Origin of the sequence: Azospirillum brasilense (genome assembly GCF_007827815.1) — a bacterium.
GTDB classification, from domain to species: Bacteria; Pseudomonadota; Alphaproteobacteria; order Azospirillales; family Azospirillaceae; genus Azospirillum; species Azospirillum brasilense_C.
Genome location: NZ_VITH01000005.1, coordinates 213018 through 238237, shown reverse-complemented (window position 1 = coordinate 238237; position 25220 = coordinate 213018). Strand labels below are relative to the sequence as shown.

Below are 25220 nucleotides of genomic sequence, written 5' to 3'. Positions count from 1 at the left end.
AGCGCTGGTCAGGGCGCTGATCGGGCAAGCCGTTCAAACGGTCGCCTCCACGGGTTGCGTGCCGGTGGCGGAGCTGCGGTATTCACCGGTCGCCACGCTGCCGGCAAGGCTGTTCGGATGGGCCGCATCGATGCGCACCGCGACGATGCGGCCGAGCAGCCGCTCGTTGGCCTCGGCGTGCACCGACTGCAGAAAGGGGCTCTTGCCCAGGAGCTGGCCGGTGCGCTTGCCGACGCGGTCGAACAGGACCGGCACGGTGCGCCCGACAAAGCTCTCGTTGAAGGCCTGCTGCTGCGCGTTCAGCAACTGCTGGAGCGCGGCCAGACGGGCCTCCTTGATATCCTCGGGCACCTGGGCGTGCTCCAGCGCCGCCGGGGTGCCGGGGCGCGGGCTGTACTTGAAGGAATAGGCCTGGGCGTAGCCGACGTCGGTGACGAGGCGCAGCGTCGCCGCGAAATCGGCGTCGCTCTCGCCGGGGAAGCCGACGATGAAGTCGCCCGACAACGCCAGATCCGGCTTGGCGGCGCGCAGCCGGTCGACGATGCGGCGGTAGTCGTCCGACGTGTGCTTGCGGTTCATCGCCGCCAGCACGCGGTCCGACCCGGCCTGCACCGGAAGATGCAGGTAGGGCATGAGCTGCGGCACCTCGGCATGGGCGCGGATGAGGTCGTCTTCCATGTCGCGCGGGTGCGAGGTGGTGTAGCGGATGCGCTCCAGACCGTCGATCTCGGCCAATTCGCGGACCAGCCGCCCGAGGCCCCAGGTGGTGCCGTCCGGCCCCTCCCCGTGCCAGGCGTTGACGTTCTGGCCGAGCAGGTTGATCTCGCGCGTGCCGCCGGCGACGAGGCGCCGGGCCTCCGCCACGATCTGGGCGCCGGGCCGCGAGAACTCGGCGCCGCGGGTGTAGGGCACCACGCAGAAGGTGCAGAACTTGTCGCAACCCTCCTGCACCGCCAGGAAGGCGGAGACGCCCTGGCTGGCGCTCTCGTCCGGCAGGAAGTCGAACTTGGACTCCACGGGGAAGTCGGTGTTCAGCACGCTGCCCGCCTTGCGGCTGGCCTTGGCGACCATCTCCGGCAGGGTGTGGTAGGTCTGCGGCCCGAAGACCATGTCCACGAAGGGGGCGCGGGCGACGATCTCCTCGCCCTCGGCCTGGGCGACGCAGCCGGCCACCGCGACGATCATCCGGCCGTCGCCGGCCTCGGCCTTGACGTCCTTGAGCTGGCGCAGGCGGCCCAGCTCCGAGAACACCTTCTCGGAGGCCTTTTCCCGGATGTGGCAGGTGTTGAGGATCACCATGTCGGCGCCGTCCGGCTCGTCCACCGGCCGGTAGCCCAGGGGTGCCAGGACATCCGCCATGCGGGCGGAGTCGTAGACGTTCATCTGGCAGCCCCAGGTCTTGATGAAGAGCTTCTTACCCAACGATCCCTTCCACAGCGCTGAACGATCCGACCAACCGCGATCGCGACCAATGCAAAAACGCGCGCCAGGACGGCGCCGCATCGATCGGCGCTATCCGGCGCGCGACCCGCCGCGTCGCGGCGTCGCACCCTGCCGATATGGTAGCACGAGTGCGGGAAAACGAGTCAATCGTGCCCGCGCGGCGTCTTTCCATTTTGCGGTGTGGAAAGTTCCCGTCACGGCGTCGCGGCGGGCAGCGGCTTCCCGGACACCGCGCGCTCCACGCCCCGCGCGACGGCGCGCTGGCAATGGTCGGCCAGGGCCTTGCGGCTGGAGAAGCCCTCGATGGTCACCGGGGGATGGAACTCCACCTCCACCGTCATGCGGCCAAGCGTGAAGACGGTCCACAGATGGGGGGCGAGATCCATGTCGCCGTACCACGCGTAGCAAGGACGGAAGGCGATCCCCATCGGGATTCCGTCCAGCCGGGTCGGCGCGATGCTGACCGGCTGAACGGTCAGCGGCCGGTCCCCGATGCGGCGGGCGGCCACCGCGAACAGCGCCGTCTTGAAGGGGAGCGTGTGGTTGCCGTCGCTGGAGGTGCCCTCGGGGAACAGGATCAGGCTGTCGCCGGCGTCCAGCCGGGCGCCCAGCTCGTCGCGCTGCTTCTCCACCCCGGAGCGGGCCTTGCGCTCCACGAAGACGGTCTGCTGGAGCTTCGCCAGCGCCCCGAAGAAGGGCCAGCCGGCGACCTCGCTCTTCGCCACGAAGGAGCCCGGGATGACCGACCCCAGCACCGTGATGTCGAGGTAGGAGGAGTGGTTGGAGACGAACAGCACCGGCCCGTCCGTGGCGCGCTCGCCGCGCACCACGACGCCGATGCCCAGGATGGCGGCGCAGACCCGGTGGTAGAACCGCGGTATCCGGAAGCGCAGCGGCGAGCGCACAGCGACGGCCAGCGCCTGCACCGGGACCAGCAGGAGCGTCCACAGCAGATAGACCGCAAGGCGCAGGCCGCCGCGCACCGGCGATCCCAGGGCGCGCGCACCGGTTGCATCCACCGCCGTCATGCCACCCGCCTCCTGATGCGCCCGCTTCCCGATGCGATTGTGGATCACGCGATCTGGGCGTCGCGGCTGCGCCGCTCGTAATGCTTGGAATACTTGTTGGTGATCAGGTCGGTCTTCACCACGATCGACACGTCGGTGGTGTTGAACTGGTGATCGATCACCGCGCCAGCGCCGATGAAGCCTCCCAGCCGCAGATAGCCCTTGATCAGCGGCGGCAAAACGGACAGCGCGCGCTTCGGGTCGATCTGGTCGCGGGGCATCAGGTCCATGCCGACACAGCGTTCCGGCAGGGCCACCGGGCGCAGCTCCTCCGGGGCCAGATGGAAGTGATGCAGGTAGGCGAGCGGCTCGGCCATCGCCACCGGGTCGGTGCCCGGCAGGCTGGCGCAGCCGAACATCACCGCGATGTCGTGGTGGAAGACATAGGCGGCGATGCCGCGCCACAGCAGCTGCATGCTGCTGCCGCGCGTGCGGTAGGCCGCGTCGACGCAGGACCGCCCCAGCTCCAGGATCTCCCCCGGATAGCTGAGCAGCCGCCCGATGTCGTACTCGTCGCTGGAATAGAAGCGGCCGGCCTTGGCCGCCGCCGGGCGGCGGATCAGCCGGTAGGTGCCGACCACGGAGTCCGGGCCGTCGCCGCGGGCGTGGTCGATGACCAGAAGATGATCGCAGAGGGTGTCGAAATCGTCGAAGTCGCGATGGCGCGCGGCCATGTCCGGCGACGGCACCGCCGACATCTCCTCGTAGAAGACGCGGTAGCGCAACGCCTGCGCCCAATCGATCTCGGCGGCGCTTTCGGCCAGCCGCACTTCGAGGGAGCCCATGCGCAGATCCGAAGAGCTGCCCTGGTCCGTGCCTGTATCAGCCATACTCGACGCTTCGCTGGCGTTGTTCGGGTCGCGGCAACCGCCGGTTCTCCATCCGGAGCCCGGTCGGGCACGGAACAGGGATAACACGAATGGCCGGTTGCCGGTCAACCGCGACGTGACGATCCCGCCCCCGGCATGCCCGGACTCCGGGCAAGCCACAAGGTCCGGCCCCGGAGAACGGGGACGGCGGCAAGACGGGACGGCAACGATCACGCGGGAAGGAAAAAGCGGTCACATCCGGCCGAAGGGGTTCCGGGGCGGACCGGACCGAACAGCGGCGGTCCGCCGGACACCAACGCACAAGCTTGATGGACCTGGACCTCAGGCCGCGCCGCGGCGGGCGCGGGTGCCGAGACCGATCTGCTTGGCCAGCGAGCTGCGCTGGCGGGCGTAGTTCGGGGCGACCATCGGATAGTCGGCCGGCAGGCCCCAGCGGTCGCGGTATTCCTCCGGCGACATGTCGTAGGCCGTCTTCAGATGGCGCTTCAGCATCTTCAGCTTCTTGCCATCCTCCAGGCATACAATGTAGTCGGGAGTGACGGACTTCTTGATGGGCACCGCGGGCTGCGGACGCTCCTCAGTCGCAACCGGCTCGGTCCCGACATTCGCGAGTGACTTGTACACCTGCTCAATCAGCGTCGGAAGATCGCCGAGAGCGACTGTATTGTTCGAGACATGCGCCGCCACGATCTCCGTGGTCAGAGACAACAGCGCGTTGGAAGGGTTACCATTGCTCATGTAAGCTTGCTCCGCAGCTTGGCATTCCTCTCCATATAAAGAGGTTTGTGGCCGCGTGCAATATCCATCCTTTGCTCTTAAAGAGGAAGCAGTGTACGAAAAAAAATCTCCGGATTTGTTTTTGGACATCACCAGCGAGGTGTGCCCGTTAACCTTCGTCAAGACCAAGTTGTCGGTGGAGCGCATGGCGGCCGGGCAGACGCTTGAAGTCCGGCTGAACGCTGGCGAACCCTTGGAGAATGTACCCCGATCCTTAGCCGAACTGGGTCACTCCATTCTCGCCGTGACGCCCGAAAATCCGGATGAGCCGGACGGGGTGCACCGCCTGTGGATTCAGAAAGGTTAAGATTTATTCGTCGGTGTACGAATACCGCAACACCAGGGCGGCAACCCTTCCGTCCACCCTGCGGTAATAGCCGGGACGACGGCCCACGGCAAAGAAGCCACAAGATTTATACAGGGATTGCGCCATACCATTGTCTTCGGCGACTTCAAGGAACAGCGCCGTGGCGCCCAGCGCCCGCGCGCCGTCCAAAGCCGCCACCACCAGCCGCCGCCCGGTCCCCTGCCCCCGCGCGTCGTCCCGGACGCCGACGGCGATGATCTCGCCATCGTCGGCGGCAACCCGCGCGAGCAGGAAGCCGACCGGATCGTCGCCCTCCACGCCCTCCCGCAAGGCCAGAGCGGCGAAGAAGCCGGGCTGGCCGATCAGGCTGGCGACCGCCTCGCTGCCCCAGGGATCGTCGGGAAAGCACCCCTGTTGCAGGGCCGCGATCACCGCGGCGTCGGCAAGGCCGGCGGTCTGAAGCCGCACCGGATGAGACGCCGGGGAACGGGACGTCTCGGGCGGGGCCGCCGTCATGCCGTCTTCCGCGGCAGGGAGACGTCGGGCGGACGCAGATAGAAGGGCTGGGCCGGCAGTCCAACCTCGCGCCGGGCGCCCAGCGCGGCGACCACGGCGGCGTCGGGTGTGCCCGGCCCGGCGGCGAAGGCGGTGTCGGCACGCCCCTCCAGAAGCGGGCGCAGCGCCGCCGCCCCGTCCCCGGCGACCAGCAGGGGCATGGCACCGGCTTCACCGGCGAGCAGCCCGTCGAGCCAACCCGGCACCGCGGCGGGCTCCAGCATCGCCGGCTCGCCGAACGGCGTCAGGTCCGGGTGGAACAGCTGCAGGAACGGCTCGCTGCGTCGGGAGTCCACGGCGACCAGGACGGTCCGGCCGTCCCGCTCCGCCTCCGGCAGGCCGTGGGCGATCGCGTCGAAGCTGGTGACCCCGACCACCGGCAGCCCGGCGGCAACCGCGAAGCCGCGCGCTGCGGCCAGCGCGATGCGCAGGCCGGTGAAGGCGCCGGGCCCGACGGTCACGGCGATGCGGTCGAGCGCGTCGAAGGCGCAGCCGGCTTCCGCCAGCGCGGCCTGCGCCAACGGCACCAGCGCCTCCGCCTGCCCGCGGGCCATCGGCTCGCGCCGTTGCACCGTGACGGCGCCATCGTCCCACAGCGCGGCCGAACAGCCGGAGGTCGCCGTGTCCAGTCCCAGAACTCTCATCGCCTCACACGCGTCGTCAGGTCCGCCATCTTCAAAGCCCCACTTCAAGCCTGGGTCAAGAGCGTGATAGACAGCCCCGACCTTCCCTGACGGCATGGATCATGCTCACACCCATCGCACCACCGGACTTCGACGTCGACATCGACCTGCTATACGCCACGCCGGACAACCTGACCGGGGCGCCGATCTACCGGCACCCGCATTGCCTGCTGCACCCCGACGCGGCGGCGGCGCTGCGCGCGGCGATCCGGCTGGCGCGCGGCATCGGCTGCCGGTTGCGGCTGTACGATGCCTTCCGCCCGGTCGAGGCGCAATGGGCCTTGTGGCGGGCGCTGCCCGATCCCTCCTACATCGCCGACCCGTCGGGCGGCTCCACCCATTCGCGCGGCGTCGCGGTGGACCTGACGCTGGCCGACGGCTCTGGGCGCCCGCTGGACATGGGCACCGGCTTCGACGACATGACCGAACAGTCCCACCATGGCCGCACCGACCTGACCACCGAGCAGCAGCGCAACCGCGCCGCCCTTCTCGGCGTCATGACGGCGGCGGGCTGGCGGCATTACAGCTTCGAGTGGTGGCACTACCAGCTGCCGGACGAGCAGCGCTACCCCCTGCTGACCGACGCCGCGCTCGGCGGCGTGATGATGGGGTGATGGCCCACGACCCCGGTCGCGGGCGCCATCCCCGCGGCCGGGCGCCATAAGGCCCAATGTCACAGGGGTTGTTGCAAGGCTGCATCACGAAGGCGCTCGAAGCGCATCGTGCGTGTTGCGGACTTGTTCCCGGCGCCATCCCTGTGCCACACCAGCCTTGGCGCAGCCTGGGCTCCGGTCCGGCCGCGCGACCGTTCCGGACCCACGACAGGCCGCCATGCCGTTCCGCCGCGCCGCCACCCTCTTCGCCGTGGCCGCCGCCTGGGCCTTCCAGGCCCTGGCGGGAAGTCCCGGCGTTGCGGCGCCCGCCGTTGCTGGAGACGGAACCACGAACACCGCCGTCGTCTTCGCCTACGACCGCTTCGGCGAGGACCAGACTCCGTCCATCAGCATCCGTATCGACCAGTTCGAAGCCCATCTGGACGAGCTTCAGGACGGCGACTACCAGGTCCTGCCCCTGCCCCGCATCCTGGAGGCGCTGCGCAGCGGCGCGCCGCTGCCCGACCGGACGGTGGCGATCACCATCGACGAGGCCAGCCGTTCCGCCTTCCGCGAGGCATGGCCCCGGCTGAAGGCGGCGGGTCTTCCCTTCACCCTGTTCGTGGCGACCGACGCCGTCGACCGCGGGTCGCCCGCCCACATGACCTGGGCGGAGGTGCGGCAGCTCGCCGCCGCCGGGGTCACGCTCGGCGGGCTCGGCGCCTCCACCCAGTCGCTGGTGTCCCGCCCCGCCGAGGAGGTGAAGGCGGAGCTGCGCCGCATGGCCGACCGGCTGCAGGCGGAGACCGGCCAGCGCCCCACCCTGTTCGCCTACCCGCAGGGCGAGGTGTCGTCGGCGCTGCGGACCATCGTGACGGAGCAGGGCTTCGCCGCCGCCTTCGGCCAGCAGTCCGGCGTCCTGCACCCGCAGGCCGACCGGGCGACCCTGCCGCGTTTCGTGATGAACGAAAGTTTCGGCAGCGTGGACCGCTTCCGGCTGGCCGCCAACGCGCTGCCGCTGCCGGTGACCGACCTGACGCCCGACGACCCGCTGCTGACCGTCAACCCGCCGTCGATCGGCTTCACCGTGTCGGACGAGATCGGCGACATCGCGCGGCTGGCCTGCTTCGCCGCCGGCCAGGGCCGGACGGCGCTGGAGCGCGTGACGGAGGACCGGGTGGAGGTGCGCATCCGCGACCCCTTCCCGCCGGGCCGCACGCGCGTCAACTGCACCCTGCCCGGCCCCGATGGGCGCTGGCGCTGGCTCGGCATGCAGTTCGTGGTTCCGGAATAGGCGCTGGAACAAGCCGGCGGGCGCGGTCCGCCTGTTCGGACCGCGCCCGCCGGCGGTTGCCGTCAGCGGACGGCGCGGACCTCGACCACCTCGGGGATGTAGTGGCGCAGCATGTTCTCGATGCCGGCCTTCAGCGTGGCGGTGGAGCTGGGGCAGCCGGAGCAGGCCCCCTTCATCTCCAGATACACCACACCCTCCTCGAAGCCGTAGAAGGTGATGTCGCCGCCGTCCTGGGCCACCGCGGGACGCACGCGGGTGTCCAGCAGCTCCTTGATCTGGGTGACGATCTCGTCGTCGTCCGCGCTGGCGGCGTGGCCGTCGCCGGCCGTTTCCTCCAGAAGCACAGGGCGGTTGGCGGTGAAATGCTCCATGATGACGCCGAGAATCGACGGCTTCAGCAGGAACCACTCCTTGTCGCCGGCCTTGGTGATGGTCACGAAGTCGGCGCCCAGGAACACGCCCTGGACCCCGTCGATCTCGAACAGCCGCTGGGCCAGCGGCGAAGCGGCGGCGCCGTCGCGGGACGGGAAGTCCGCGGTGCCGCGTCCGAGCACGTCACGCCCCGGCAGGAACTTGAGAGTCGCCGGGTTGGGCGTCTGCTCGGTCTGAATGAACATGGTGATATCCTCCATCGGCGCCGAACAACACTGGCGGCGTAGGCGAAACTTGGGCAGAATCCGCCGACAGATCAAGCATCGCATCTTTATGGTTATCGATCCGTGAGCATGGCACCGCCCGCGGCCACCGCACCGGCCGTTCCCGCGGCCATCCCTGGGGGCCCCTCCATCGACGACGCCGCGCGGGAGGTCGTCGAATGGCTGCTGCTGGAAGGCCGGCACGCGCCCGGCTTCGAGCCGATGATGGACCGCTTCTGCCGGCGCCTGATGGCCTCCGGCGTGCCGCTGCTGCGCGCCGTCTGCGCCCTGCCCCTGCTGCACCCGCAGATCCGCACCATCGCCTTTTTCTGGCGCCGCAACGCCGAACAGGTGGAGACCACCACCCGCGCCCACGGCACCGAGACCAGCACCGAATACCTGACCAGCCCCTTCGCCACCCTGATCGAGGACGGCGCCGACGGCCTGCGCTACCGGTTGGAGCAGATGGAGCCGCCCTACCCGTACCCGGTCTTCGCCGAGCTGAAAGCGCAGGGGGCGACCGACTACGTCGCCATGGCCGTGCTGTTCGCCGGGGGGCGGCGCAACGTGCTAAGCTTCACCACCGACCGGCCCGGCGGCTTCTCCACCGCCGATCTGGCGCTGGTCGACGCGGTGCTGCCGGCGCTGGGCGCGGTGCTGGAGACGCTGGCGCTGCGGCGGCTGGCGACGACCGTGCTGGACACCTATGTCGGCCACCGCACCGGCGCGCGCATCCTGTCGGGCGACATCCGCCGCGGCACCGGCGCCAACGTCCGCGCCGTGCTGTGGTACTGCGACCTGCGCGGCTTCACCTCGCTGGCCGACCGGCTGCCGCGCGAGGAGCTGATCGCCCTGCTGAACGGCTATTTCGAGATCATGGGCGGCGCCGTGGAAAGCCGCGGCGGCGAGATCATGAAGTTCATCGGTGACGCCATGCTGGCCATCTTCCCGCTGGAGGAGAGCGACCCGACCGGCGCCGCCGCCTGCACCAAGGCGTTGGACGCCGCGGAGGAGGCGCTGACCGACATGGCCGCCCGCAACGCCGAACGCTCCGCCTGGGGCCAACCCACCCTGCGCTGCGGCATCGCGCTCCACATGGGCGAGGTCATGTACGGCAACATCGGCTCCGCCAACCGGCTGGACTTCACCGTCATCGGCCCGGCGGTCAATCTGGTCAGCCGGATCGAGGGGCTGTGCAGCCGGCTGGAGCGCAACGTCCTGACCTCCGCCGAGGTGGCCGAGGCCTGCGCCAGCCGCCTCGTCTCGGTCGGCTGGCATCCGGTGAAGGGGCTGAACGACCCGATCGAGGTCTATGGGCTGAAGGAGAAGACAGGGACCAATGACGGGACCGATGAATAGGGCGCTGCCACGAACCCGCGGTCGCCGGCCTTGAGCGGTCGCGACCCCTCCCCTGCCCGCCCGTCCCTCCGTCCCGTCGCGCTGGCCGCCGCCGCGTTTTCGGCGGGCTGGTCGCTGATGATGATGGAGATCCTCGGCGGACGGCTGATGGCGCCGCATTTCGGCTATTCGGTCTATCAGTGGGGCGCCGTCATCGGCGTGGTGATGACCTTCATGGCCGCCGGCTACTGGACCGGCGGGCAGCTCGGCGACGGGCCGAAGGCGGTGCCGGCCTTGCGCGCCGCCCTGCTGGCCGGGGTCGCCGCGGCGGCGCTGACTCCGTGGCTGGGCAAGCCGATGCTGGCCGACGCCGCGGGCCGCTTCAACGCGGTGGAGGGGTCGGTCGTCGGGGCGGCGCTGATCCTCGGCCTGCCGTCCTTCGCGCTGGCCATGGTGTCGCCGCTCTGCGCGGGCCTGAGCAGCCTGACCGGTGCGGCGGCGGCGGGACGGATCTACGCGGTCGGCACGCTGGGCAGCATCGGCGGCACCTTCTTCGCCTCCTTCTACGCGATCCCGCAGGTCGGGGTGTCGGCGGGCTACGCCCTGGCGGCGGTCCTGCCGGCGCTCGCCTGCCTGTTCGTTCCGGGTGGGAAACGGGTGGCCGCCGCCGCGGCCCTGGCGGTTCCCCTGGCCTGGGCCGCCGGCCATGGCGAGGGGCAGGGCTTCGCCCTCTACCGCGAGACGCCGCACAACACGATCATGGTGCAGGAGGACGCCGAGCAGATCCGCCTGCACCTGAACGTGGCCTGGGCCACCCAGTCGCGGCTGCGCAAGGACGGCGGGCCGACCGGTCTGTATTACGACCTGTTCGCCGCCGTTCCGGCCTTGGGCAACGGCACGCGCGTCCTGGTGCTGGGGCTGGCCGGTGGAGCCGCCGCCAAGGAGATCCTCGACAGCTGGCCCGGCGCCGACATCCTGGGGGTGGAGCTGGACCCCGCGGTGGTCGAGGTGGCGCGCGAGAGGTTCGGCCTGCGGCCCGAGGTGCGCGTCGCTGTGGAGGACGCCCGCCGCCATGTCGAGCGGTCGCCGGAGCAGCACGACGTGGTGATCGTCGACCTCTACTCGACCGCGCTGATCCCCTTCTTCACGGCGACGCGGGAGTTCTTCGCGGCGGTGGAGCGGCGGGTGGCGCCGGGCGGCGTGCTGGTCATGAACGTCGCCTCCCCCATGGACCGCGACGCCCTGGTCGGGCCGCTGGCGGCGACGCAGGGCGCGGTCTTTCCGTCGGTGTACGTCGCCGACGCCGGGCGCGGGAACTACCTGCTGATCGCCACGAAGGAGGCGCGTACGCTGGAGGATCTGAGCGTACGCCTGCGCGCCGCTCCGCCCGGTGCGACGTATGCGGCCTCGCGCATCCTGGAAACGCTGGCCCCCGCCACGCTGGAGGGCCATCCCGTGCTGACCGATGATCGGTCCGACATCGACCAGCGCAGCCTCACCGCGCTTTACGGGCGTTGACGCTTTACGTAATGGCGTCCAGCGCGTCGATGCCGATGCCGCCCGGCACGATGGTCAGCGGAATGCGCATCTTGGCGAGGCCGCGGTTGGTGAAGTAGGAGATCAGCGGTCCCGGCCCTTCCGGATCGACGCCGGCGGCCAGCACGAGGATGGAGATGCTCGGCTCCTCGTCGATCAGGGCCAGCACCTCGTCACGGCGGTTGCCCTCGCGCACGTACAGGGCCGGCAGGGTGCCGGTCAGCCGGTTCACGTCGCGGGCCAGCTTCTGCAGCTTCTGCTCCGCCTCCGCGCGCTGCTCCTCGCGCATCAGGTTTTCCAGGGCCAGCCACTGCTGCACCTCGCCCGGCTCGATGACGTAAAGCAGCGCCACCTTGCCCCCCGACTTGCGGGCGCGCAGGCAGGCGTAGCGCAGGGCGAGCTGAAGCTCCGGGCTCTCGTCCACCACGACCAGGAAGATGCGGACCGGCGGTTTGGCCGTGGCGTCCGGGGTGACGTCCGCCCCGGCGTTCGGATCGGTCGCAATCGGATCGGACATGCGTCACACCCTCCGGAAGATGGCGCCGGCCAACCAGCCGGCGGCGATGGCGCCAATCACCGCGGCAACACCGTAAATCATCGGCTGGTTGCGCGCAAAGTCGTAGATTTCCGCGCTGAAGCCGACCTTGGACACCACCAGCGGCGTGGTCTGGGCGCTGACCACCTCGCCGTCGCGGATCAGCAGCGCCTCCACATTGTACAGCCCCGTCGGCACGTTGGCCGGGAAATAGATGTTGGTCCGGAACAGCCGCTCGCCGAGGAAGGCCACCTGCCCCAGCGTGATGCCGTAGAGCCCGGCCCGCTGCTTGTTGCGGATCAGGGCGGAGCGGAACAGGGCGAGCTGGTCCGGGGCCAGTTGCTCGCGCGGGCCGAGCTGGAGGTTCGGCAGGCCGATCTGGTGGCGCTCCAGCACCGGGCGGCCGACGAACTGGTCCAGCGGGCGGTTCGTCGCGACCATGTAATAGCCGGGCACCTGCTCGAACCGCACGCTGCGCGCGTTGATCCAGATCCCGGCGATGCGCTCTTTGCGGCGCACGGTGACCGGGGTGCGCGGGCCGGTCACCACGATGGCGACGTCGCCCGCCCCGTCGGTGGTGCCGAACAGCACGACCTCCGTCCCGGTGAAGCCGGTGGTGATGGCGATCAGGTGGCTCGACAGGTCGGCGACGAGCTGCTGCGCCCACACCATGGAGGCCAGGAACACCCCCGCCAGAAGCCCCGCCAGCCCGCCGACGACCCGGACGGACCACAGCCGCCCGGCGCCCTTGCCGACAGCGCTCACGACATCCTCGTCGAGATGGTGAAGACGTCGTTGGGTTCGACCACCAGATCGAAGGCGAGCTTCAGCGCCACCGCGACGACCAGCGAGGCCAGCAGAAGGCGCGCCTGCTCGCCGCGCAGCCGGCCGCCGGCCTTGGTGCCGAACTGCGCGCCGATCACCCCGCCGATCAGCAGCAGAAGCGCCAGCATCACGTCCACCGTCTGGTTGGTCGCCGCCTGGAGCAGCGTCGCCATGGCCGTGGTGAAGATGATCTGGAACAGCGAGGTGCCGGCCACCAGCCCGGTCGGCATGTTCAGCAGATAGATCATCGCCGGCACCAGCATGAAGCCGCCGCCGATGCCCATGATCGCCACCAGCATCCCGCCGATCGCCCCGATCCCGGCCGGCAGCAGGGCGGAGATGTAGAGCTTGGAGCGCTGGAAGCGCATCTTCAGCGGCAGGCCATGCAGCCACATGTGGCGGTGCAGCTTGCCCCGCTTGGCGGTGGGGGCGCGGCGGCGGATCAGCGCGCGGCTGGCCTCCACCATCATCATGGTGCCGATGGTGCCGAGGAAGAAGACGTAGGACAGCGTGATTGCCGCGTCGATCTGGCCGATCCGCTGCAACAGGGAGAAGATCCAGACGCCGACCACCGTGCCGACCATGCCGCCCAGCAGCATGACGACGCCCAGCTTGACGTCCACGTTGCCGCGGCGCCAGTGGGCGAGCACGCCCGACACGCTGGCGGCGACGAGCTGGTTGGCCTGGGTGCCCACCGCGATGGCGGGCGGAACGCCGATGAAGATCAGCAGCGGCGTCATCAGGAAGCCGCCGCCCACCCCGAACATGCCGGACAGGAAGCCGACGAGCCCCCCCATGCCGAGCACGAGCAGGGCGTTGACCGACATCTCGGCGATCGGCAGATACACTTGCATGGGGGCAAAGCCGGCGGACGGGAAGGTCCGCCAGCTTATACCGTACAGGCGCTGTTACGGCAATTAGGCCGGAACGCCCGCGTCCTTCAGCAGATCGGCCAGCACGACCTCCGGACGGGGGCCGACGTGGCTGATGATCTCCGCGGCGGCAAGCGCGCCGATGCGGCCGCACACCGCCGGGGCCATGCCGCGGGTGAAGCCGTAGAGGAAGCCGGCGGCGTAGAGGTCGCCGGCCCCCGTGGTGTCGACCACGCGGGCGACCGGGGACGCGGGAACCTCGACCACCTCCCCGCCGGAGACGATGACGGCCCCCTTCTCGCTGCGCGTCAGGGCGGCGGTCTTGCCGAGGCGCTTCACCGCCTCCAGCGCGTCCTCGAAGCGATCGGTCTTGTAGAGGGCGGTGATCTCATGCTCGTTGGCGAACAGGATGTCGACATGGCCCTCGACGAGGTCCAGGAATTCCGCGTGGTGGCGGTGGACGCAGAAGCTGTCGGACAGCGAGAGCGACACCTTGCGCCCAGCGCCGTGGGCGGTCGCGGCGGCCTTGCGGAAGGCCTCCTTGGCGCGGGGCGGGTCCCACAGATAGCCTTCCAGGTAGGTGACCTGCGAGTTGGCGATCAGCGCCTCGTCGATGTCCTCCGGCCCCAGCTCCACGCAGGCGCCGAGGAAGGTGTTCATGGAGCGCTGGGCGTCCGGCGTCACCAGGATCAGGCAGCGCGCCGTCGGGGCGCCGCCATGGCCGGCCGCCGTCTCGAAATGCACGCCGGCGGCGCGGATGTCGTGGCGGAAGACCTGGCCGAGCTGGTCGCCGTGGACCTTGCCGATGTAGGCGCCTTTGCCGCCCAGCGAGGCGATGCCGGCCATGGTGTTGCCGGCGGAGCCGCCCGACACCTCGATGCCCGGGCCCATGCGGCCGTACAGCTCCTCGGCGCGGGCGGCGTCGATCAGCGTCATCGCGCCCTTCTCGATGCCGTTGGCCGTGAGAAAGGCGTCGTCGGCATGGGCAATCACGTCGACGATGGCGTTGCCGACGCCGGTGACGTCGAATTCGGCCGTGGCCATGGGCGCTCCTTGGAAACTTTGGGAAAAGGCGGGGAAAGACGGTGTCGGAACCGTGGAGGAAAACCGGGCGCGAGTATAGCCGCCCGCCTCCACATCTCAAGCGCGGCGCAAGGCCCCCTGGAATGGAACGGCCCGCCGTCGTAGATAAGCGTCGCCCGACCGCAACGGCCCCATCGAGAGAGTCCGTATGATCCGCGCCCTGCTTCTCGCCATTGGACAGCTTTCTGACCCGGCGTCCCGCCGCGTCGTGTGGATCGGCGTGCTGTCCGCCATCCTGGCCTTCGCCCTGCTGGCCGGGGCGGTGTGGTGGGCGCTGTTCCACACGGCGCTGACCGGCTACGCCTGGGTCGACGGGGTGCTGGACGTGCTGGGCGGGCTGGCGGTCCTGCTGCTGGCCTGGGTGCTGTTTCCCGCCACGGTCGGCATGGTGTCCAGCTTCTTCCTCGACGAGGTGGTGCAGGCGGTGGAGCGGCGCCATTATCCCCAGTTGCCGCCGCCCCGCCAGACCGGCCTTGGCGAAGAACTGCTGACCGCGCTGCGCTTTTTCGCCATCGTCCTGCTGGTCAATCTGTTCGCCCTGCCCCTGTATCTGATGGTGCCGGGGTTGAACCTGCTGATCTTCTACACCGCCAACGGCTATCTTCTCGGCCGCGAATATTTCGAGATGGTGGCGATCCGGCGGATGGGACGGAAGGAGGCGGGGTTTCTGCGGCGTTCCAGCCCGTTGAAACCATTTTTGGCTGGCGCCGTAATTGCCTTTCTTTCGACAATTCCTTTCGTCAACCTGCTGGTGCCGGTGATCGCGAGCGCCTTCATGGTCCACATCTACCACTCCATGACGGGGTCCATGACGGGCCTTCCCCGCCGGGAAGGGCCGTGACGGACCGTCCTGCGGCGCGGCCCCGACCGTGCACCAAAGCCCACTTGCGGCCGGCCGGATGACCGTGTTACCCCGGCGGGGTGGTCTTTTGGCTGCCGTCGATCGGGCCCGGTTCATGCGAAACCGCCTCCGATGACCCGACCTCGACGACCTGCCAACCTTCACGACCTGACTGACCTGGGGATCAACGTTCATGCTGTTCGGACGAAAGAATCCGCCCGTCGGTGCGCCGAAGACCCAAAGCGCCGACCCGGCCACCCTGGCCGCACCGCAGGCGGGCGCCGCCGAACCCGCGGCGGCGGTGTCGCCGCTCGCCTCCCTGAGCAACCCGTCCGCGGCTAATCCGCCGGCCGGCCCCGCCCCGGCCGGCCGCACGCCGCAACCCGAGCCGTTTTCCTCCAAGGGACCCGAGATGAACACGAGCACCCCGAAGCCGCCGGCCGGCGCCCCGATCCCCGGTTCGAGCTACAAGCCGACGGACATTCCGCGCCGCACCGTCGACCTGCCGGGTGCCGCGCCGCGCCGTCCCGAGGGGTATGGTGCCCCGGCCGCCGCGGCCCCCGCCCCGGTCGCTCCGGTGCCGGCAGCCCCGCTGGCCGCCCCGCTGGCCAGCGACCAGCGCCGCCTGATCGTCGGCCGCGACATCTCCCTGAACGGTGAGATCGGGTCCTGCGACGTGCTGGTGGTGGAAGGCACGGTGGAGGCCAAGCTGCGCGACGGCCGGTCCATCGAGATCGCCGAGACCGGCCTGTTCAAGGGTGCCGTGGAGATCGACGAGGCCGACATCGGTGGCCGCTTCGAGGGCGACATCATCGTGCGCGGCCGCCTGACCGTGCGCTCCACCGGCAAGATCAACGGCTCGATCAAGTACGGCGAGCTGGCGGTCGAGGCCGGCGCCCTGCTGAACGGCGAGATCGGCAAATACACCCCTGCGGCCAAGCCGGCCACGGCCCCCGCCGCCCCGGCGGAAGCGGCCCCGGCCCCGGCCGCACTCGACCCCATCGTGGTGGACGGCTAAACGCCGTTAAACGCGGTTTCACGAGCAAGCCCGGCGGGGATCACCCCTCGCCGGGCTTTTTCTTTTTCCAGTTATCGCCGCCGTTTCACGGGAAACATCACAGCTTGCCGCTCACACCACGGCGGCCGGCAGCACCTTGTCCTTGAAGCCGCACAGGTCGCTGACCGGGCAGACGAGGCAGTCGGGTTTGCGGGCCTTGCAGACGTAGCGGCCGTGCAGGATCAGCCAGTGGTGGGCGTGCCGGCGGTAGGCCTTGGGGACCACCTTCAGCAGCTTCGCCTCCACCGCGTCGGGCGTCTTGCCGGGGGCAAGGCCGGTTCGGTTGCCGACACGGAAGATGTGGGTGTCCACCGCGATGGTCTCCTCGCCGAAGGCGACGTTCAGCACCACGTTGGCGGTCTTGCGCCCGACGCCGGGCAGGGTTTCCAGCGCCTCGCGGTCGCGGGGGACCTCGCCGCCATACTGGGCGACCAGAATTTCCGACAGCCGGATGACGTTCTTGGCCTTGGTGTTGAACAGGCCGATGGTCTTGATGTAGCCGCGCAGCCGCTCCTCCCCCAGATCCACCATCTGCTGCGGCGTGGTCACGATTTGGAACAGCGGGCCGGTGGCCTTGTTGACGCCGACATCGGTGGCCTGCGCCGACAGGACGACGGCGACCAGCAGGGTGTAGGGATTGATGTATTCCAGCTCGCTCTTCGGCTCCGGGTTGGCGGCGCTGAGGCGGCGGAAGAATTCCTGGACGGCGGCGGGCTTCATGGCGCGCAGCATAGCGGGACCCCGGCCGTCCATGCAAACAGGACGGCTGGAACCCGCGCCCAAACCACACCAGTTTGTGTGCATGACCATGGCCCGTCATGATCTGCCTCCGGCTCCCCGCGTCTTCTTCGACGCGATCCTGCACCCGCACCGCAGCCTGGGGCGGCACGGGTTCCGCGTTCTGATGGGGGTGGTGATCCTCGTCAATCTGCTGATTGCCGGGATTTTCGCCGCCAACGGGGCGTGGCCGGTGGTTCCCTTCTGCGGGCTGGACGTGGTGATCCTCTGGCTGGCCTTCCGCGTCAACAACCGGGCCGCCCAACTGTACGAGCGGGTGCGCCTGACCGACACCGATCTGACCGTCCAGCGCGTCGCCCGGAACAAGCCGGAGCGGCGCTGGAGCCTTCAGCCCAACTGGCTGCGCGTCACCCTGGACGGCCCGCCCCGGCATGGCGGTCGGGTGACCCTCACCTCGCATGGGCAGTCGGTGGCCGTCGGCGCCTTCCTGACACCGGACGAGCGGGCGGACTTCGCCCAGGCGCTGCGCGGCGCGCTGGCCCTGTGGCGCCGTGCCCCCTGCCATCCCGAACCGGTGCCCTGACCACCGAAGGAATGCGCAAGAAACGGGTTGGTCGGCCCGCTCCGGCGGCGCATCCTGCGCCGGACATGGAGCCTGGGAGAGAACCGCCATGCCCTGCCTGAATCCTGCTGAAGACCCCGTTGACGCGCGGCGCCACCGCGCCATCGCCGCCGCCATCCGCCATCTCGTGGACCATTGGCAGGACCAGCCGGGGCTGGACGAGCTGGCCACGGTCGCCGGCATGAGCCCCTTCCATTTCCAGCGGCTGTTCACCCAATGGGCAGGGATCAGCCCGAAGCGCTTCCTGCAGTTCCTGACGCTGGACAACGCCAAGCGGCTGCTCGCCGCGAACCAGAGCGTCCTGGACGTGGCGCTGGACGTCGGCCTGTCCGGCCCGTCACGGCTGCACGACCTGTTCGTCGCCTGCGAGGCGATGACGCCGGGCGAGTACAAGGCGCTGGGCGGCGGGCTGACCATCCGCTGGGGCCTGCACCCCACCCCCTTCGGCCCGTCGCTGGTCGCCGCCACCGAGCGCGGCGTCTGTTGGCTGAGCTTCGCCGAGGAGGAGGACGGGCGCGACGCGCTGGCCGAGATGGCCGCCGCCTGGCCCGCCGCCCGCCTGGTGGAGGACGCCGACGCCACCCGCCCGGTCGCCGCCCGCGCCTTCCGCTGGGACGGTTCCGCCGGACGCGAGCCTCTGCGCCTGCTGATGAAGGGCACCAATTTCCAGATCAAGGTGTGGGAGGCGCTGCTGCGCATCCCTTCCGGCGCCGTCGTGTCCTACGAGGACGTGGCCCGCGCCATCGGCCAGCCGACCGCCATGCGGGCGGTGGGGGCGGCGGTGGGGCGCAACCCGGTCTGCGTTCTGATCCCCTGCCACCGGGTGATCCAGAAGTCGGGGATCATCCACAACTACCGCTATGGCATCCCCCGCAAGCGCGCCCTGCTCGCCTGGGAGCAGGGGCACGCGATGCCGGAGGACGAGGCAGCCGCTTGAAGAGCCGCCTGACCGGTCAGAGACCCAGCACGTCCTTCATGCTGTAGAGGCCCGGCTGCTTGTCGTTGGCCCACAGCGCGGCGCGGACCGCGCCCTTGGCGTAGACCTGGCGGCCCGACGCCTTGTGGGTCAGTTCGATCCGCTCGCCCTCGGCGGCGAAGACCACCGTGTGGTCGCCGATGACGTCACCGCCGCGCAGCGTGGCGAAGCCGATTTCGCCGCGCGGGCGGACGCCGGTGTGGCCGTCGCGGACCTTCTGCCAGACATCCTCCAGCGCCACCCCGCGCCCCGCCGCCGCCGCCCGGCCGAGGCCGAGCGCGGTGCCCGAGGGCGCGTCCACCTTGTTGCGGTGGTGCATCTCCAAGATGTCGATGTCGTAGTCGTCGCCCAGCGCCCGGCCGACCTGCTCGACCAGCGCCAGCAGCAGGTTGACGCCCAGCGACATGTTCGGCGACTGGACGATCGGGGTGTGGGTCGCCGCCTGGGCGATGGGCTCCTGCTGGGCCGGGCCGATGCCGGTCGTGCCGATGACCAGCACCGTCTGAGACTGGGCGGCCAGCGCGGCGTGGCGGACGCTGGCCTCGGGGCTGGTGAAGTCGATCACCGCGTCGGCCTCGGCGAACAGCGCCGCCGCATCGTCGATGGCGACGACGCCCAGCGGTTCAAGGCCGGCGAGGACGCCGATGTCCTTGCCGAGCGCCGGGCCGCCCACCCGCTCCGTGCCGCCGGCCAGCGTGCAGCCCGGCGTGGCGGCGATCTCGCGCACCAGCATCTGCCCCATGCGCCCCGCGCACCCGACGACCCCGATCTTCATGCCTGCCTCCCTGGGAGAATTCCGACACGGGTCTAGCACAGCCGGGGGCAAGGCTTAAGCGCCGAGACGCCTCAGGACCCCAGGCAATCCTTCAGCGAGGCGGCGATGTTGCGCATCAGCGCGGGGTAGAGGCCGGGGCCGTCCTTCAGGTCCGCCCCTTCGGGGTCGAGCACGCCCTTCTTCGCCGGGGTGCCCTCGACGATGGTGTTGACCAGGGCCGGTTCGAACTGCGGTTCGGCGAAGACGCAGGCGGCGCCGAGGCCGCCGATCTTGGCGCGGATCTCCGACAGCCGCTTGGCCGAGGGGCGGCGTTCCGGGTTGACGGTGATCGCGCCGACGCCGTTCAGGCCGTACTGCGCCTCGAAATACTGATAGGCGTCGTGGAAGACGACGAAGGGCTTGCCGGCCACCGGGGCCAGCGCCGCCTTCAGCTCCGCGTCGAGCGCGTCGATGGAGCGGGCGGTGCGCTCGGCGTTGGCGGTGTAGGCGGCGGCGTTGGCCGGGTCCTTGGCCGCCAGAGCCTCGGCGATCGCCGCGACCATGGCGCGGGCGTTGGCGGGGGAGAGCCAGATGTGGGTGTTCACCTCGTCATGGTCGTGCTCGTCCTCATGGGCGTGCTTGTCGTCGTGCTTATGGTCGTGCCCGTGATCGTGCTTGTGCCCATGGTCGTGGGCCTCCCAGGCGCCGCCTTCGCGGGCGTCGAGCAGGGTGACGCCCGGCGCCTCCAGAAGCGTGACGGAGGTGGCCTTCTTCGCGTTCGCCGTCACCGGCTTGTCGAGGAAGCCCTCCAGCTCCGGCCCGATCCAGAAGACGAGGTCGGCGGCGGCCAGCGCCTTCGCGTCCGACGGCTTCATGGCGTAGGTGTGGGGGGACGCGGCACCACGCACGATCAGCGCCGGCTCCGCCACACCCTCCATCACCGCGGCGACCAGGGAATGGACCGGCTTGATCGAGGCGACGACCTTCGGCGCTTCGGCCAGCGCCGGGCCGGCAGCGGCGAGGGTTGCAGCGAGGGCAAGGAGCGGCAGGGGGCGCATCGCGGCACGCATGGGTGGGTTCCTCATCGTCTGACTGGACAGCCGGGTCTTTCCGGCGCATAGCTGTCTTCGTTTCCAGCAATGTCACGTTATAACATAACATGTCAATCCATCACGGGGCCCATCACGCGGCCCCCCACGCGGCGCGTTCGTCAGTCTCGTCCCCGGCCCTGGCCCCTCCCCTTGTCGACACCAAGGGCCTGACGGTGCGGCTGGGTGGGCGGACGATCCTCGACCGCGTGGACCTGGAGGTGCGGCCCGGCGAGATCGTCACGCTGATCGGTCCCAACGGTGCCGGCAAGACGACGCTGGTGCGCGCCGTGCTGGGCCTCGTCCGCGCCTCCTCCGGGGTGGTGGAGCGCCGCCGGGGCCTGCGCATCGGCTACATGCCGCAGCGCCTGACCGTCGACGCGACCCTGCCGCTGACCGTCCGCCGCTTCCTGGCGCTGTGGCGCCCGGTGACCGAGGCCCGCATCACCGCGGCACTGGAGGAAGCCGGCGTCTCCCACCTCGCCGCCAGCCCGGTCCAGACCGTCTCCGGCGGCGAGATGCAGCGGGTGCTGCTGGCCCGCGCTCTGCTCGGCGATCCAGAGCTTCTCGTGCTCGACGAGCCCGACCAGGCGGTGGACGTCCATGGGCAGGCGGAGCTGTTCGGGCGCATCGAGACGCTGCGCCGCACCCGCGGCTGCGGCGTGCTGCTGGTCAGCCACGACCTGCACACGGTGATGGCCCGCACCGACCGCGTGCTCTGCCTGAACGGCCATGTCTGCTGCCAAGGCGCGCCGGAGGACGTGCGGCGCCACCCGGAATACCGCGCCCTGTTCGGCGGCCACGCCGACGCGCTGGCCGTCTATGTCCATCACCACGACCACGCGCACGCCAGCGACGGCGCCGTGGTGCCCGGCCATGACGGGGACTGCTGCCATGGATGATTTCGTTCTGCGTGCCTTGGCCGCCGGCTGCGGCATCGCGCTGGTCGCCGGCCCGCTGGGGTCCTTCGTGGTGTGGCGGCGCATGGCCTATTTCGGCGACACGCTGGCCCATTCCGCCCTGCTGGGGGTGGCGCTGGGCTTCCTGCTGGGCGTCAACCCGCTGATCGGGGTGGTCGGGGTGTGCGTCGCGCTGGCGCTGGCGCTGGTCGGGCTGCAGCGGCGCCGCGCGCTGGCCACGGACACCGTGCTGGGCATCCTGTCGCATTCGTCGCTGTCGCTGGGCCTCGTCGCCATCGCCTTCCTGGAGACGCTGCGCGTCGATCTGGTCGCCTATCTGTTCGGCGACATCCTGAGCGTCACCACCGCCGATCTGGCCTGGATCTACACCGGCGGAGCGGCGGCGCTGGGCGGGCTGCTGCTGCTGTGGCGGCGGCTGCTGGCGGTGACGGTGGACGAGGATCTGGCGCGGGTCGAGGGCATGCCGGTGGAGGCGCTGCGGCTGGCCTTCATGCTGCTGATCGCGCTGGTCATCGCGGCGGCGATGAAGATCGTCGGCATCCTGCTGATCACCTCGCTCCTCATCATCCCGGCGGCGGCGGCCCGCCGCTTCTCCCGCACGCCGGAGGCGATGGCCGCCCTGGCCTCGGTCTTCGGGATCGCCGCGGTGCTGGGCGGCCTGCTCTCCTCGCTGAACTGGGACCTGCCGGGCGGGCCGAGCATCGTGGTCGCCGCCGCCGCCCTCTTCCTGGCGAGCATGATGGTGCCGGCGGCAAACCGGTAAGCGTCACGCTTGCGTCAATTGGGCGCGCGCCGTCGTCAACACCGAGCGCGTGATGTCGGCCAGGGTGCGGCTGGCGATGCGGCTGCGCTGCCAGAACAACGGCACGTCCAGCGGCTGGTCCGGCACCAGCGCCACCAGCCGCCTGTCGCGCAAGGCGGCGGCGACCAGCGGCTCCGGATTCATGCCCCAGCCGAGCCCGGCCAGCGCCGCGTCCACGAAGGCGTGGGTGGAGGGCATCCAGTGGGTCGGCGAGGTGATCTCTACCCCAAAGGCCTGCCGGGTCCACTGCGTCTGCAGCCGGTCCTTGCTGTTGTAGGTCAGGCGCGGCGCGCGGGCCAGCGCCGCCTCCCCCACCCCATCGGGGAAATGGCGGCGCAGGAAGGCCGGGCTGGCCGTCGCCACGTAGCGCAAGGCACCCAGCGGGGTGCTGTCGCAGCCCTGCACCGGCTGGGCGCTCGCCGTCACCGCCGCCAGCACCTCGCCCCGGCGCAGCCAGTCGGCGCTGTGCTCCTGGTCGTCGAGGACGAGGTCGAACAGCACGTCCGGCGTCCCAGCCATCGCGGCGACGAACCATGTGGCGAGGCTGTCGGCGTTGACCGCCATGCGCACGGTCACCGCCGGCCCGTCCTGCGGCAGGCCGGGGAGCCCGTCGCGCAGCTCGCTTTCCAGCAGAGCCACCCGCTCCGCGTGCTGGCCCAGCCGCAGGCCGGCGGGGGTGCCGGTGCAGGGCGACCCGCGCACCACCAGGATCGTCCCCATCCGCTCCTCCAGCAGCTTCACCCGCTGCGACACGGCGGAGGGGGTGACATGGAGCTGCGCCGCCGCCCGCTCGAAACTGCCGGTGCGGACGACCGCGGCCAACGCGGCGAGCAGGGCGTAATCCAGCATGGGATTAGCGTTCCTTAATCGGGATAAGGGACTTTAGTTATTCTAATCCGGACGGCGATGGTAGGGGAACGGCCTCGTTCCACCTCGTGAGGCTGCCATGCTCTCCGCCTTCCTTCCCGGCCTTCTGCTGGGTCTCAGCCTGATCGTCGCCATCGGCGCGCAGAACGCCTTCGTGCTGCGCCAGGGCCTGCGCGGGGAGCATGTGCTGGCCGTCTGTGCCACCTGCGCGGTGTCCGACGCCCTGCTGATCCTGGCCGGGGTCGGCGGCTTCGCCCAGGCCGCCCAATGGCTGCCCTGGCTGGAGACGGCGACCCGCTACGCCGGAGCGGCCTTCCTGCTGGTCTACGGGCTGCGCAGCTTCCGCTCGGCCTTCCGGGCGGGCGGCGCGCTGGACCCGGCCTCGGCGGTTCCGGCGGGGCTTGGCGCAACGCTGGCGACCTGCCTGGCGCTGACCTGGCTGAATCCGCACGTCTATCTGGACACGGTGGTGCTGGTCGGGTCGGTGTCGACCCAGTTCGCCGAGGGCAAACACGCCTTCGCGCTGGGGGCGATGACCGCCTCCCTCCTGTTCTTCTTCGCGCTGGGCTACGGCGCCCGCCTGCTGCGGCCCGTCTTCGCCCGGCCCGGCGCGTGGCGGGCGCTCGACACCAGCATCGGCGTCGTCATGTGCGCGATCGCGGCGAGTCTGGTGGCCTGAGCAATGGAGGACCGGCGCGGAGATCCCCCTTCCCCGCGCCGGTCCGGTCGTCAGGACGCCTTCAGCGCCTGCAGGAAGGTCTCGACCTGATGCTTCAGGCTGTCGGACTGGCCCGAGAGGTCGGAGGAGGAGCGGATGACGAGGGTGGAGGCCTGCGCCGTCTCGTTCGCCGCCACGCTGACCGCCTCGATGCTGCGGGCGATCTCGTCGGTGCCGCGAGCGGCCTGGGCGACGTTGTTGGAGATCTCCTGCGTCGCCGCCGCCTGCTCCTGCACGGCCGAGGCGATGGTGGTGGAGATCTCGTTGATTGACCGGATCGTCTCGCCGATGCCCTGGATGGCGCCGATCGTCTGGTTGGTCGCCGCCTGGATGCCGGCGATCTGGGCGGAGATGTCCTCGGTCGCCTTGGCCGTCTGGTTGGCGAGGCTCTTCACCTCGCTCGCCACCACGGCGAAGCCCTTGCCCGCCTCGCCGGCCCGCGCCGCCTCGATGGTCGCGTTGAGCGCCAGCAGGTTGGTCTGGCCGGCGATGCCCTGGATCAGCTTGACCACGTCGCCGATGAGCTGCGCCGACTGGGCGAGGCTGTCGGCGGTGCCGCCGATCTGCTCGGTGCGCGACACCGCCTCGCGGGCGATGGCGACCGACCGCTCGACCTGCTGGCCGATTTCCCCGATGGAGGCGGAGAGCTGCTCGGCAGCCGCCGCCACCGCCTGGACGTTGGACGCCGCCTGGGCGGTGGCGGCAGCGGCCTCCGCGCTCTGGCGGGTCGACCGTTCCGACAGGGCGCCGAGCTGGCGCGACACGCCCTGCATGTCGGTCGAGCTGCCGGACACCGCCTGCACCACGCTCCTGACCTTCACGTCGAAGTCGGCGGCGAGGGAGCCGGCGCGCTGGCGCATCTCCTCCTCCTCCTGGACGTCGATCAGCGAGCCGCAAGCGCGCAGCGCCACGCCGGCCGCGTTGCGCCGGCAGCCGCCGATGGCGCGGAACCAGCGGTAGGAACCATCGCGCATCTTGACGCGGTAGCGCACGTTGAAGGGCGTGCGGCCGCTGGCGTCGGCCAGGAAGGCGCCGAAGGCGGCGAAGGTCGGGGCGCTGTCGTCCGGGTGGAGACGGTCCGACCAGGAGGTCATCAGGTTCGGGAAATCCTGCTCGCCCTCGAAGCCGAGCAGGCGGCGGAACTGCCCGGACCAGGTCCAGCGGCTCTGCGGGTGCGCCGGGTCGCCGTTGTGGAACACCGCGTCCCACAGTCCCACGCCGGCGTGGTTGCCGTAGAGGTCGAGCGCTTCGGTCAGCTCGGCCAGTTCAGCGCCGCGCCCGTTGCCGCCCTTGGACCCACCCCGGAAAAATCCCATCAGACTCATGGACTTGCCCCTCCCCCTCACACAACGTTCTCTACAACTTCCAGACGATTCCCATGACCGAACTGATTGGTCGGCCTGATTTCGTATACGGACGATATGTGAATTTAGATTTCATTTTGGTAAAAACGTTTTCCATCTT

At 70.2% G+C, this 25220-nt stretch carries 28 protein-coding genes; 12 read left to right on the top strand and 16 right to left on the bottom strand.

What is annotated here, in order from left to right; all coding sequences use genetic code 11:
• Window positions 1-33 precede the first annotated feature (33 nt).
• The 4 genes from miaB to FBZ83_RS12315 form a co-directional block, all read right to left on the bottom strand.
• The gene (miaB, locus tag FBZ83_RS12330) at window positions 34-1383 is read right to left on the bottom strand and encodes a tRNA (N6-isopentenyl adenosine(37)-C2)-methylthiotransferase MiaB (RefSeq protein WP_247888285.1); all 1350 of its coding nucleotides are present in this window, start codon (window positions 1381-1383) and stop codon (window positions 34-36) included.
• A 254-nt stretch (window positions 1384-1637) separates the two neighbouring features.
• Window positions 1638-2471: a lysophospholipid acyltransferase family protein gene (locus FBZ83_RS12325; RefSeq protein ID WP_145682931.1), complete on the bottom strand. Its 834-nt coding sequence runs from the start codon at window positions 2469-2471 to the stop codon at window positions 1638-1640.
• Window positions 2472-2515: 44 nt separating this feature from the next.
• Window positions 2516-3340: a GNAT family N-acetyltransferase gene (locus FBZ83_RS12320; protein WP_145682927.1), complete on the bottom strand. Its 825-nt coding sequence runs from the start codon at window positions 3338-3340 to the stop codon at window positions 2516-2518.
• Between the two features lie 321 nt (window positions 3341-3661).
• Complete coding sequence (locus tag FBZ83_RS12315; RefSeq protein ID WP_014238866.1) at window positions 3662-4078, bottom strand: MucR family transcriptional regulator; 417 nt, start codon at window positions 4076-4078, stop codon at window positions 3662-3664.
• Window positions 4079-4133: 55 nt separating this feature from the next.
• On the opposite strand from FBZ83_RS12315, the gene FBZ83_RS12310 reads away from it, so the two are divergent.
• A complete protein-coding gene (locus FBZ83_RS12310; RefSeq protein WP_014238868.1) occupies window positions 4134-4424 on the top strand; it encodes a sulfurtransferase TusA family protein in 291 nt (96 codons plus the stop codon).
• 3 nt (window positions 4425-4427) lie between these two features.
• Here FBZ83_RS12310 and FBZ83_RS12305 read toward each other — a convergent pair whose 3' ends face one another.
• Together FBZ83_RS12305 and tsaB are read right to left on the bottom strand one after the other, a co-directional pair.
• Window positions 4428-4940, bottom strand: coding sequence for a GNAT family N-acetyltransferase (locus FBZ83_RS12305; RefSeq protein ID WP_145682925.1), 513 nt, complete (start codon window positions 4938-4940; stop codon window positions 4428-4430).
• A complete protein-coding gene (gene tsaB / locus FBZ83_RS12300) occupies window positions 4937-5623 on the bottom strand; it encodes a tRNA (adenosine(37)-N6)-threonylcarbamoyltransferase complex dimerization subunit type 1 TsaB (protein ID WP_145682923.1) in 687 nt (228 codons plus the stop codon). Before tsaB ends, FBZ83_RS12305 begins: the two co-directional genes overlap by 4 nt.
• Window positions 5624-5724: 101 nt before the next feature.
• Between tsaB and ddpX the strand changes: the two genes are divergently transcribed.
• Both ddpX and FBZ83_RS12290 read left to right on the top strand, forming a co-directional pair.
• Complete coding sequence (gene ddpX, locus FBZ83_RS12295) at window positions 5725-6276, top strand: D-alanyl-D-alanine dipeptidase (RefSeq protein ID WP_145682921.1); 552 nt, start codon at window positions 5725-5727, stop codon at window positions 6274-6276.
• Window positions 6277-6493: 217 nt separating this feature from the next.
• On the top strand, window positions 6494-7549 hold the full coding sequence (locus FBZ83_RS12290; RefSeq protein WP_145682919.1) for a polysaccharide deacetylase family protein: 1056 nt from the start codon (window positions 6494-6496) through the stop codon (window positions 7547-7549).
• A gap of 62 nt (window positions 7550-7611) precedes the next feature.
• On the opposite strand, the gene FBZ83_RS12285 is transcribed toward FBZ83_RS12290, so the two are convergent.
• Window positions 7612-8166 (bottom strand): NifU family protein, encoded by a 555-nt coding sequence (locus tag FBZ83_RS12285; protein WP_114859380.1) that lies wholly within the window; start codon window positions 8164-8166, stop codon window positions 7612-7614.
• 108 nt (window positions 8167-8274) lie between these two features.
• Between FBZ83_RS12285 and FBZ83_RS12280 the strand changes: the two genes are divergently transcribed.
• Complete coding sequence (locus FBZ83_RS12280; protein ID WP_145682917.1) at window positions 8275-9543, top strand: adenylate/guanylate cyclase domain-containing protein; 1269 nt, start codon at window positions 8275-8277, stop codon at window positions 9541-9543.
• A gap of 30 nt (window positions 9544-9573) precedes the next feature.
• Complete coding sequence (locus FBZ83_RS12275) at window positions 9574-11040, top strand: fused MFS/spermidine synthase (protein WP_145682914.1); 1467 nt, start codon at window positions 9574-9576, stop codon at window positions 11038-11040.
• 4 nt (window positions 11041-11044) lie between these two features.
• On the opposite strand, the gene FBZ83_RS12270 is transcribed toward FBZ83_RS12275, so the two are convergent.
• The 4 genes from FBZ83_RS12270 to FBZ83_RS12255 all read right to left on the bottom strand — a co-directional run bounded on the left by FBZ83_RS12270 (window position 11045) and on the right by FBZ83_RS12255 (window position 14334).
• Entirely contained in the window at window positions 11045-11575 is a 531-nt protein-coding gene (locus tag FBZ83_RS12270; protein WP_145682911.1) for a universal stress protein, read from the bottom strand.
• Between the two features lie 3 nt (window positions 11576-11578).
• Complete coding sequence (locus FBZ83_RS12265) at window positions 11579-12358, bottom strand: TIGR02186 family protein (RefSeq protein ID WP_145682909.1); 780 nt, start codon at window positions 12356-12358, stop codon at window positions 11579-11581.
• A complete protein-coding gene (locus FBZ83_RS12260) occupies window positions 12355-13272 on the bottom strand; it encodes a sulfite exporter TauE/SafE family protein (protein WP_145675987.1) in 918 nt (305 codons plus the stop codon). The genes FBZ83_RS12265 and FBZ83_RS12260 overlap by 4 nt, the downstream gene beginning before the upstream one ends.
• Before the next feature lie 63 nt (window positions 13273-13335).
• Window positions 13336-14334, bottom strand: coding sequence for an adenosine kinase (locus FBZ83_RS12255; RefSeq protein WP_119510636.1), 999 nt, complete (start codon window positions 14332-14334; stop codon window positions 13336-13338).
• Between the two features lie 187 nt (window positions 14335-14521).
• Between FBZ83_RS12255 and FBZ83_RS12250 the strand changes: the two genes are divergently transcribed.
• Window positions 14522-15214 carry an EI24 domain-containing protein gene (locus tag FBZ83_RS12250; protein ID WP_145682906.1) on the top strand — a complete coding sequence of 231 codons (693 nt, stop codon included), beginning with the start codon at window positions 14522-14524 and terminating at the stop codon, window positions 15212-15214.
• A gap of 193 nt (window positions 15215-15407) precedes the next feature.
• A complete protein-coding gene (locus FBZ83_RS12245) occupies window positions 15408-16232 on the top strand; it encodes a bactofilin family protein (RefSeq protein ID WP_145682903.1) in 825 nt (274 codons plus the stop codon).
• Between the two features lie 111 nt (window positions 16233-16343).
• On the opposite strand, the gene nth is transcribed toward FBZ83_RS12245, so the two are convergent.
• On the bottom strand, window positions 16344-17003 hold the full coding sequence (nth, locus tag FBZ83_RS12240; RefSeq protein WP_200479181.1) for an endonuclease III: 660 nt from the start codon (window positions 17001-17003) through the stop codon (window positions 16344-16346).
• Window positions 17004-17079: 76 nt separating this feature from the next.
• Here nth and FBZ83_RS12235 point away from each other — a divergent pair, with 76 nt between their 5' ends.
• Entirely contained in the window at window positions 17080-17592 is a 513-nt protein-coding gene (locus FBZ83_RS12235) for a DUF2244 domain-containing protein (RefSeq protein ID WP_247888274.1), read from the top strand.
• 88 nt (window positions 17593-17680) lie between these two features.
• A complete protein-coding gene (locus tag FBZ83_RS12230; RefSeq protein ID WP_145682898.1) occupies window positions 17681-18568 on the top strand; it encodes a methylated-DNA--[protein]-cysteine S-methyltransferase in 888 nt (295 codons plus the stop codon).
• Between the two features lie 16 nt (window positions 18569-18584).
• Here FBZ83_RS12230 and dapB read toward each other — a convergent pair whose 3' ends face one another.
• Entirely contained in the window at window positions 18585-19382 is a 798-nt protein-coding gene (dapB, locus tag FBZ83_RS12225) for a 4-hydroxy-tetrahydrodipicolinate reductase (RefSeq protein WP_114859369.1), read from the bottom strand.
• Between the two features lie 71 nt (window positions 19383-19453).
• Complete coding sequence (gene znuA / locus FBZ83_RS12220; protein ID WP_145682895.1) at window positions 19454-20431, bottom strand: zinc ABC transporter substrate-binding protein ZnuA; 978 nt, start codon at window positions 20429-20431, stop codon at window positions 19454-19456.
• 89 nt (window positions 20432-20520) lie between these two features.
• On the opposite strand from znuA, the gene znuC reads away from it, so the two are divergent.
• Window positions 20521-21351 (top strand): zinc ABC transporter ATP-binding protein ZnuC, encoded by an 831-nt coding sequence (gene znuC, locus FBZ83_RS12215; protein WP_198824881.1) that lies wholly within the window; start codon window positions 20521-20523, stop codon window positions 21349-21351.
• Window positions 21344-22132, top strand: a complete 789-nt coding sequence (gene znuB, locus FBZ83_RS12210; protein ID WP_114859367.1) for a zinc ABC transporter permease subunit ZnuB — start codon at window positions 21344-21346, stop codon at window positions 22130-22132. Before znuC ends, znuB begins: the two co-directional genes overlap by 8 nt.
• A 3-nt stretch (window positions 22133-22135) precedes the next feature.
• Here znuB and FBZ83_RS12205 read toward each other — a convergent pair whose 3' ends face one another.
• Window positions 22136-23020: a LysR family transcriptional regulator ArgP gene (locus tag FBZ83_RS12205; RefSeq protein ID WP_145682893.1), complete on the bottom strand. Its 885-nt coding sequence runs from the start codon at window positions 23018-23020 to the stop codon at window positions 22136-22138.
• Between the two features lie 97 nt (window positions 23021-23117).
• Here FBZ83_RS12205 and FBZ83_RS12200 point away from each other — a divergent pair, with 97 nt between their 5' ends.
• On the top strand, window positions 23118-23717 hold the full coding sequence (locus FBZ83_RS12200) for a LysE/ArgO family amino acid transporter (RefSeq protein ID WP_145682891.1): 600 nt from the start codon (window positions 23118-23120) through the stop codon (window positions 23715-23717).
• Between the two features lie 50 nt (window positions 23718-23767).
• Here FBZ83_RS12200 and FBZ83_RS32325 read toward each other — a convergent pair whose 3' ends face one another.
• Entirely contained in the window at window positions 23768-25081 is a 1314-nt protein-coding gene (locus FBZ83_RS32325; RefSeq protein ID WP_145682889.1) for a methyl-accepting chemotaxis protein, read from the bottom strand.
• Window positions 25082-25220: the final 139 nt, after the last annotated feature.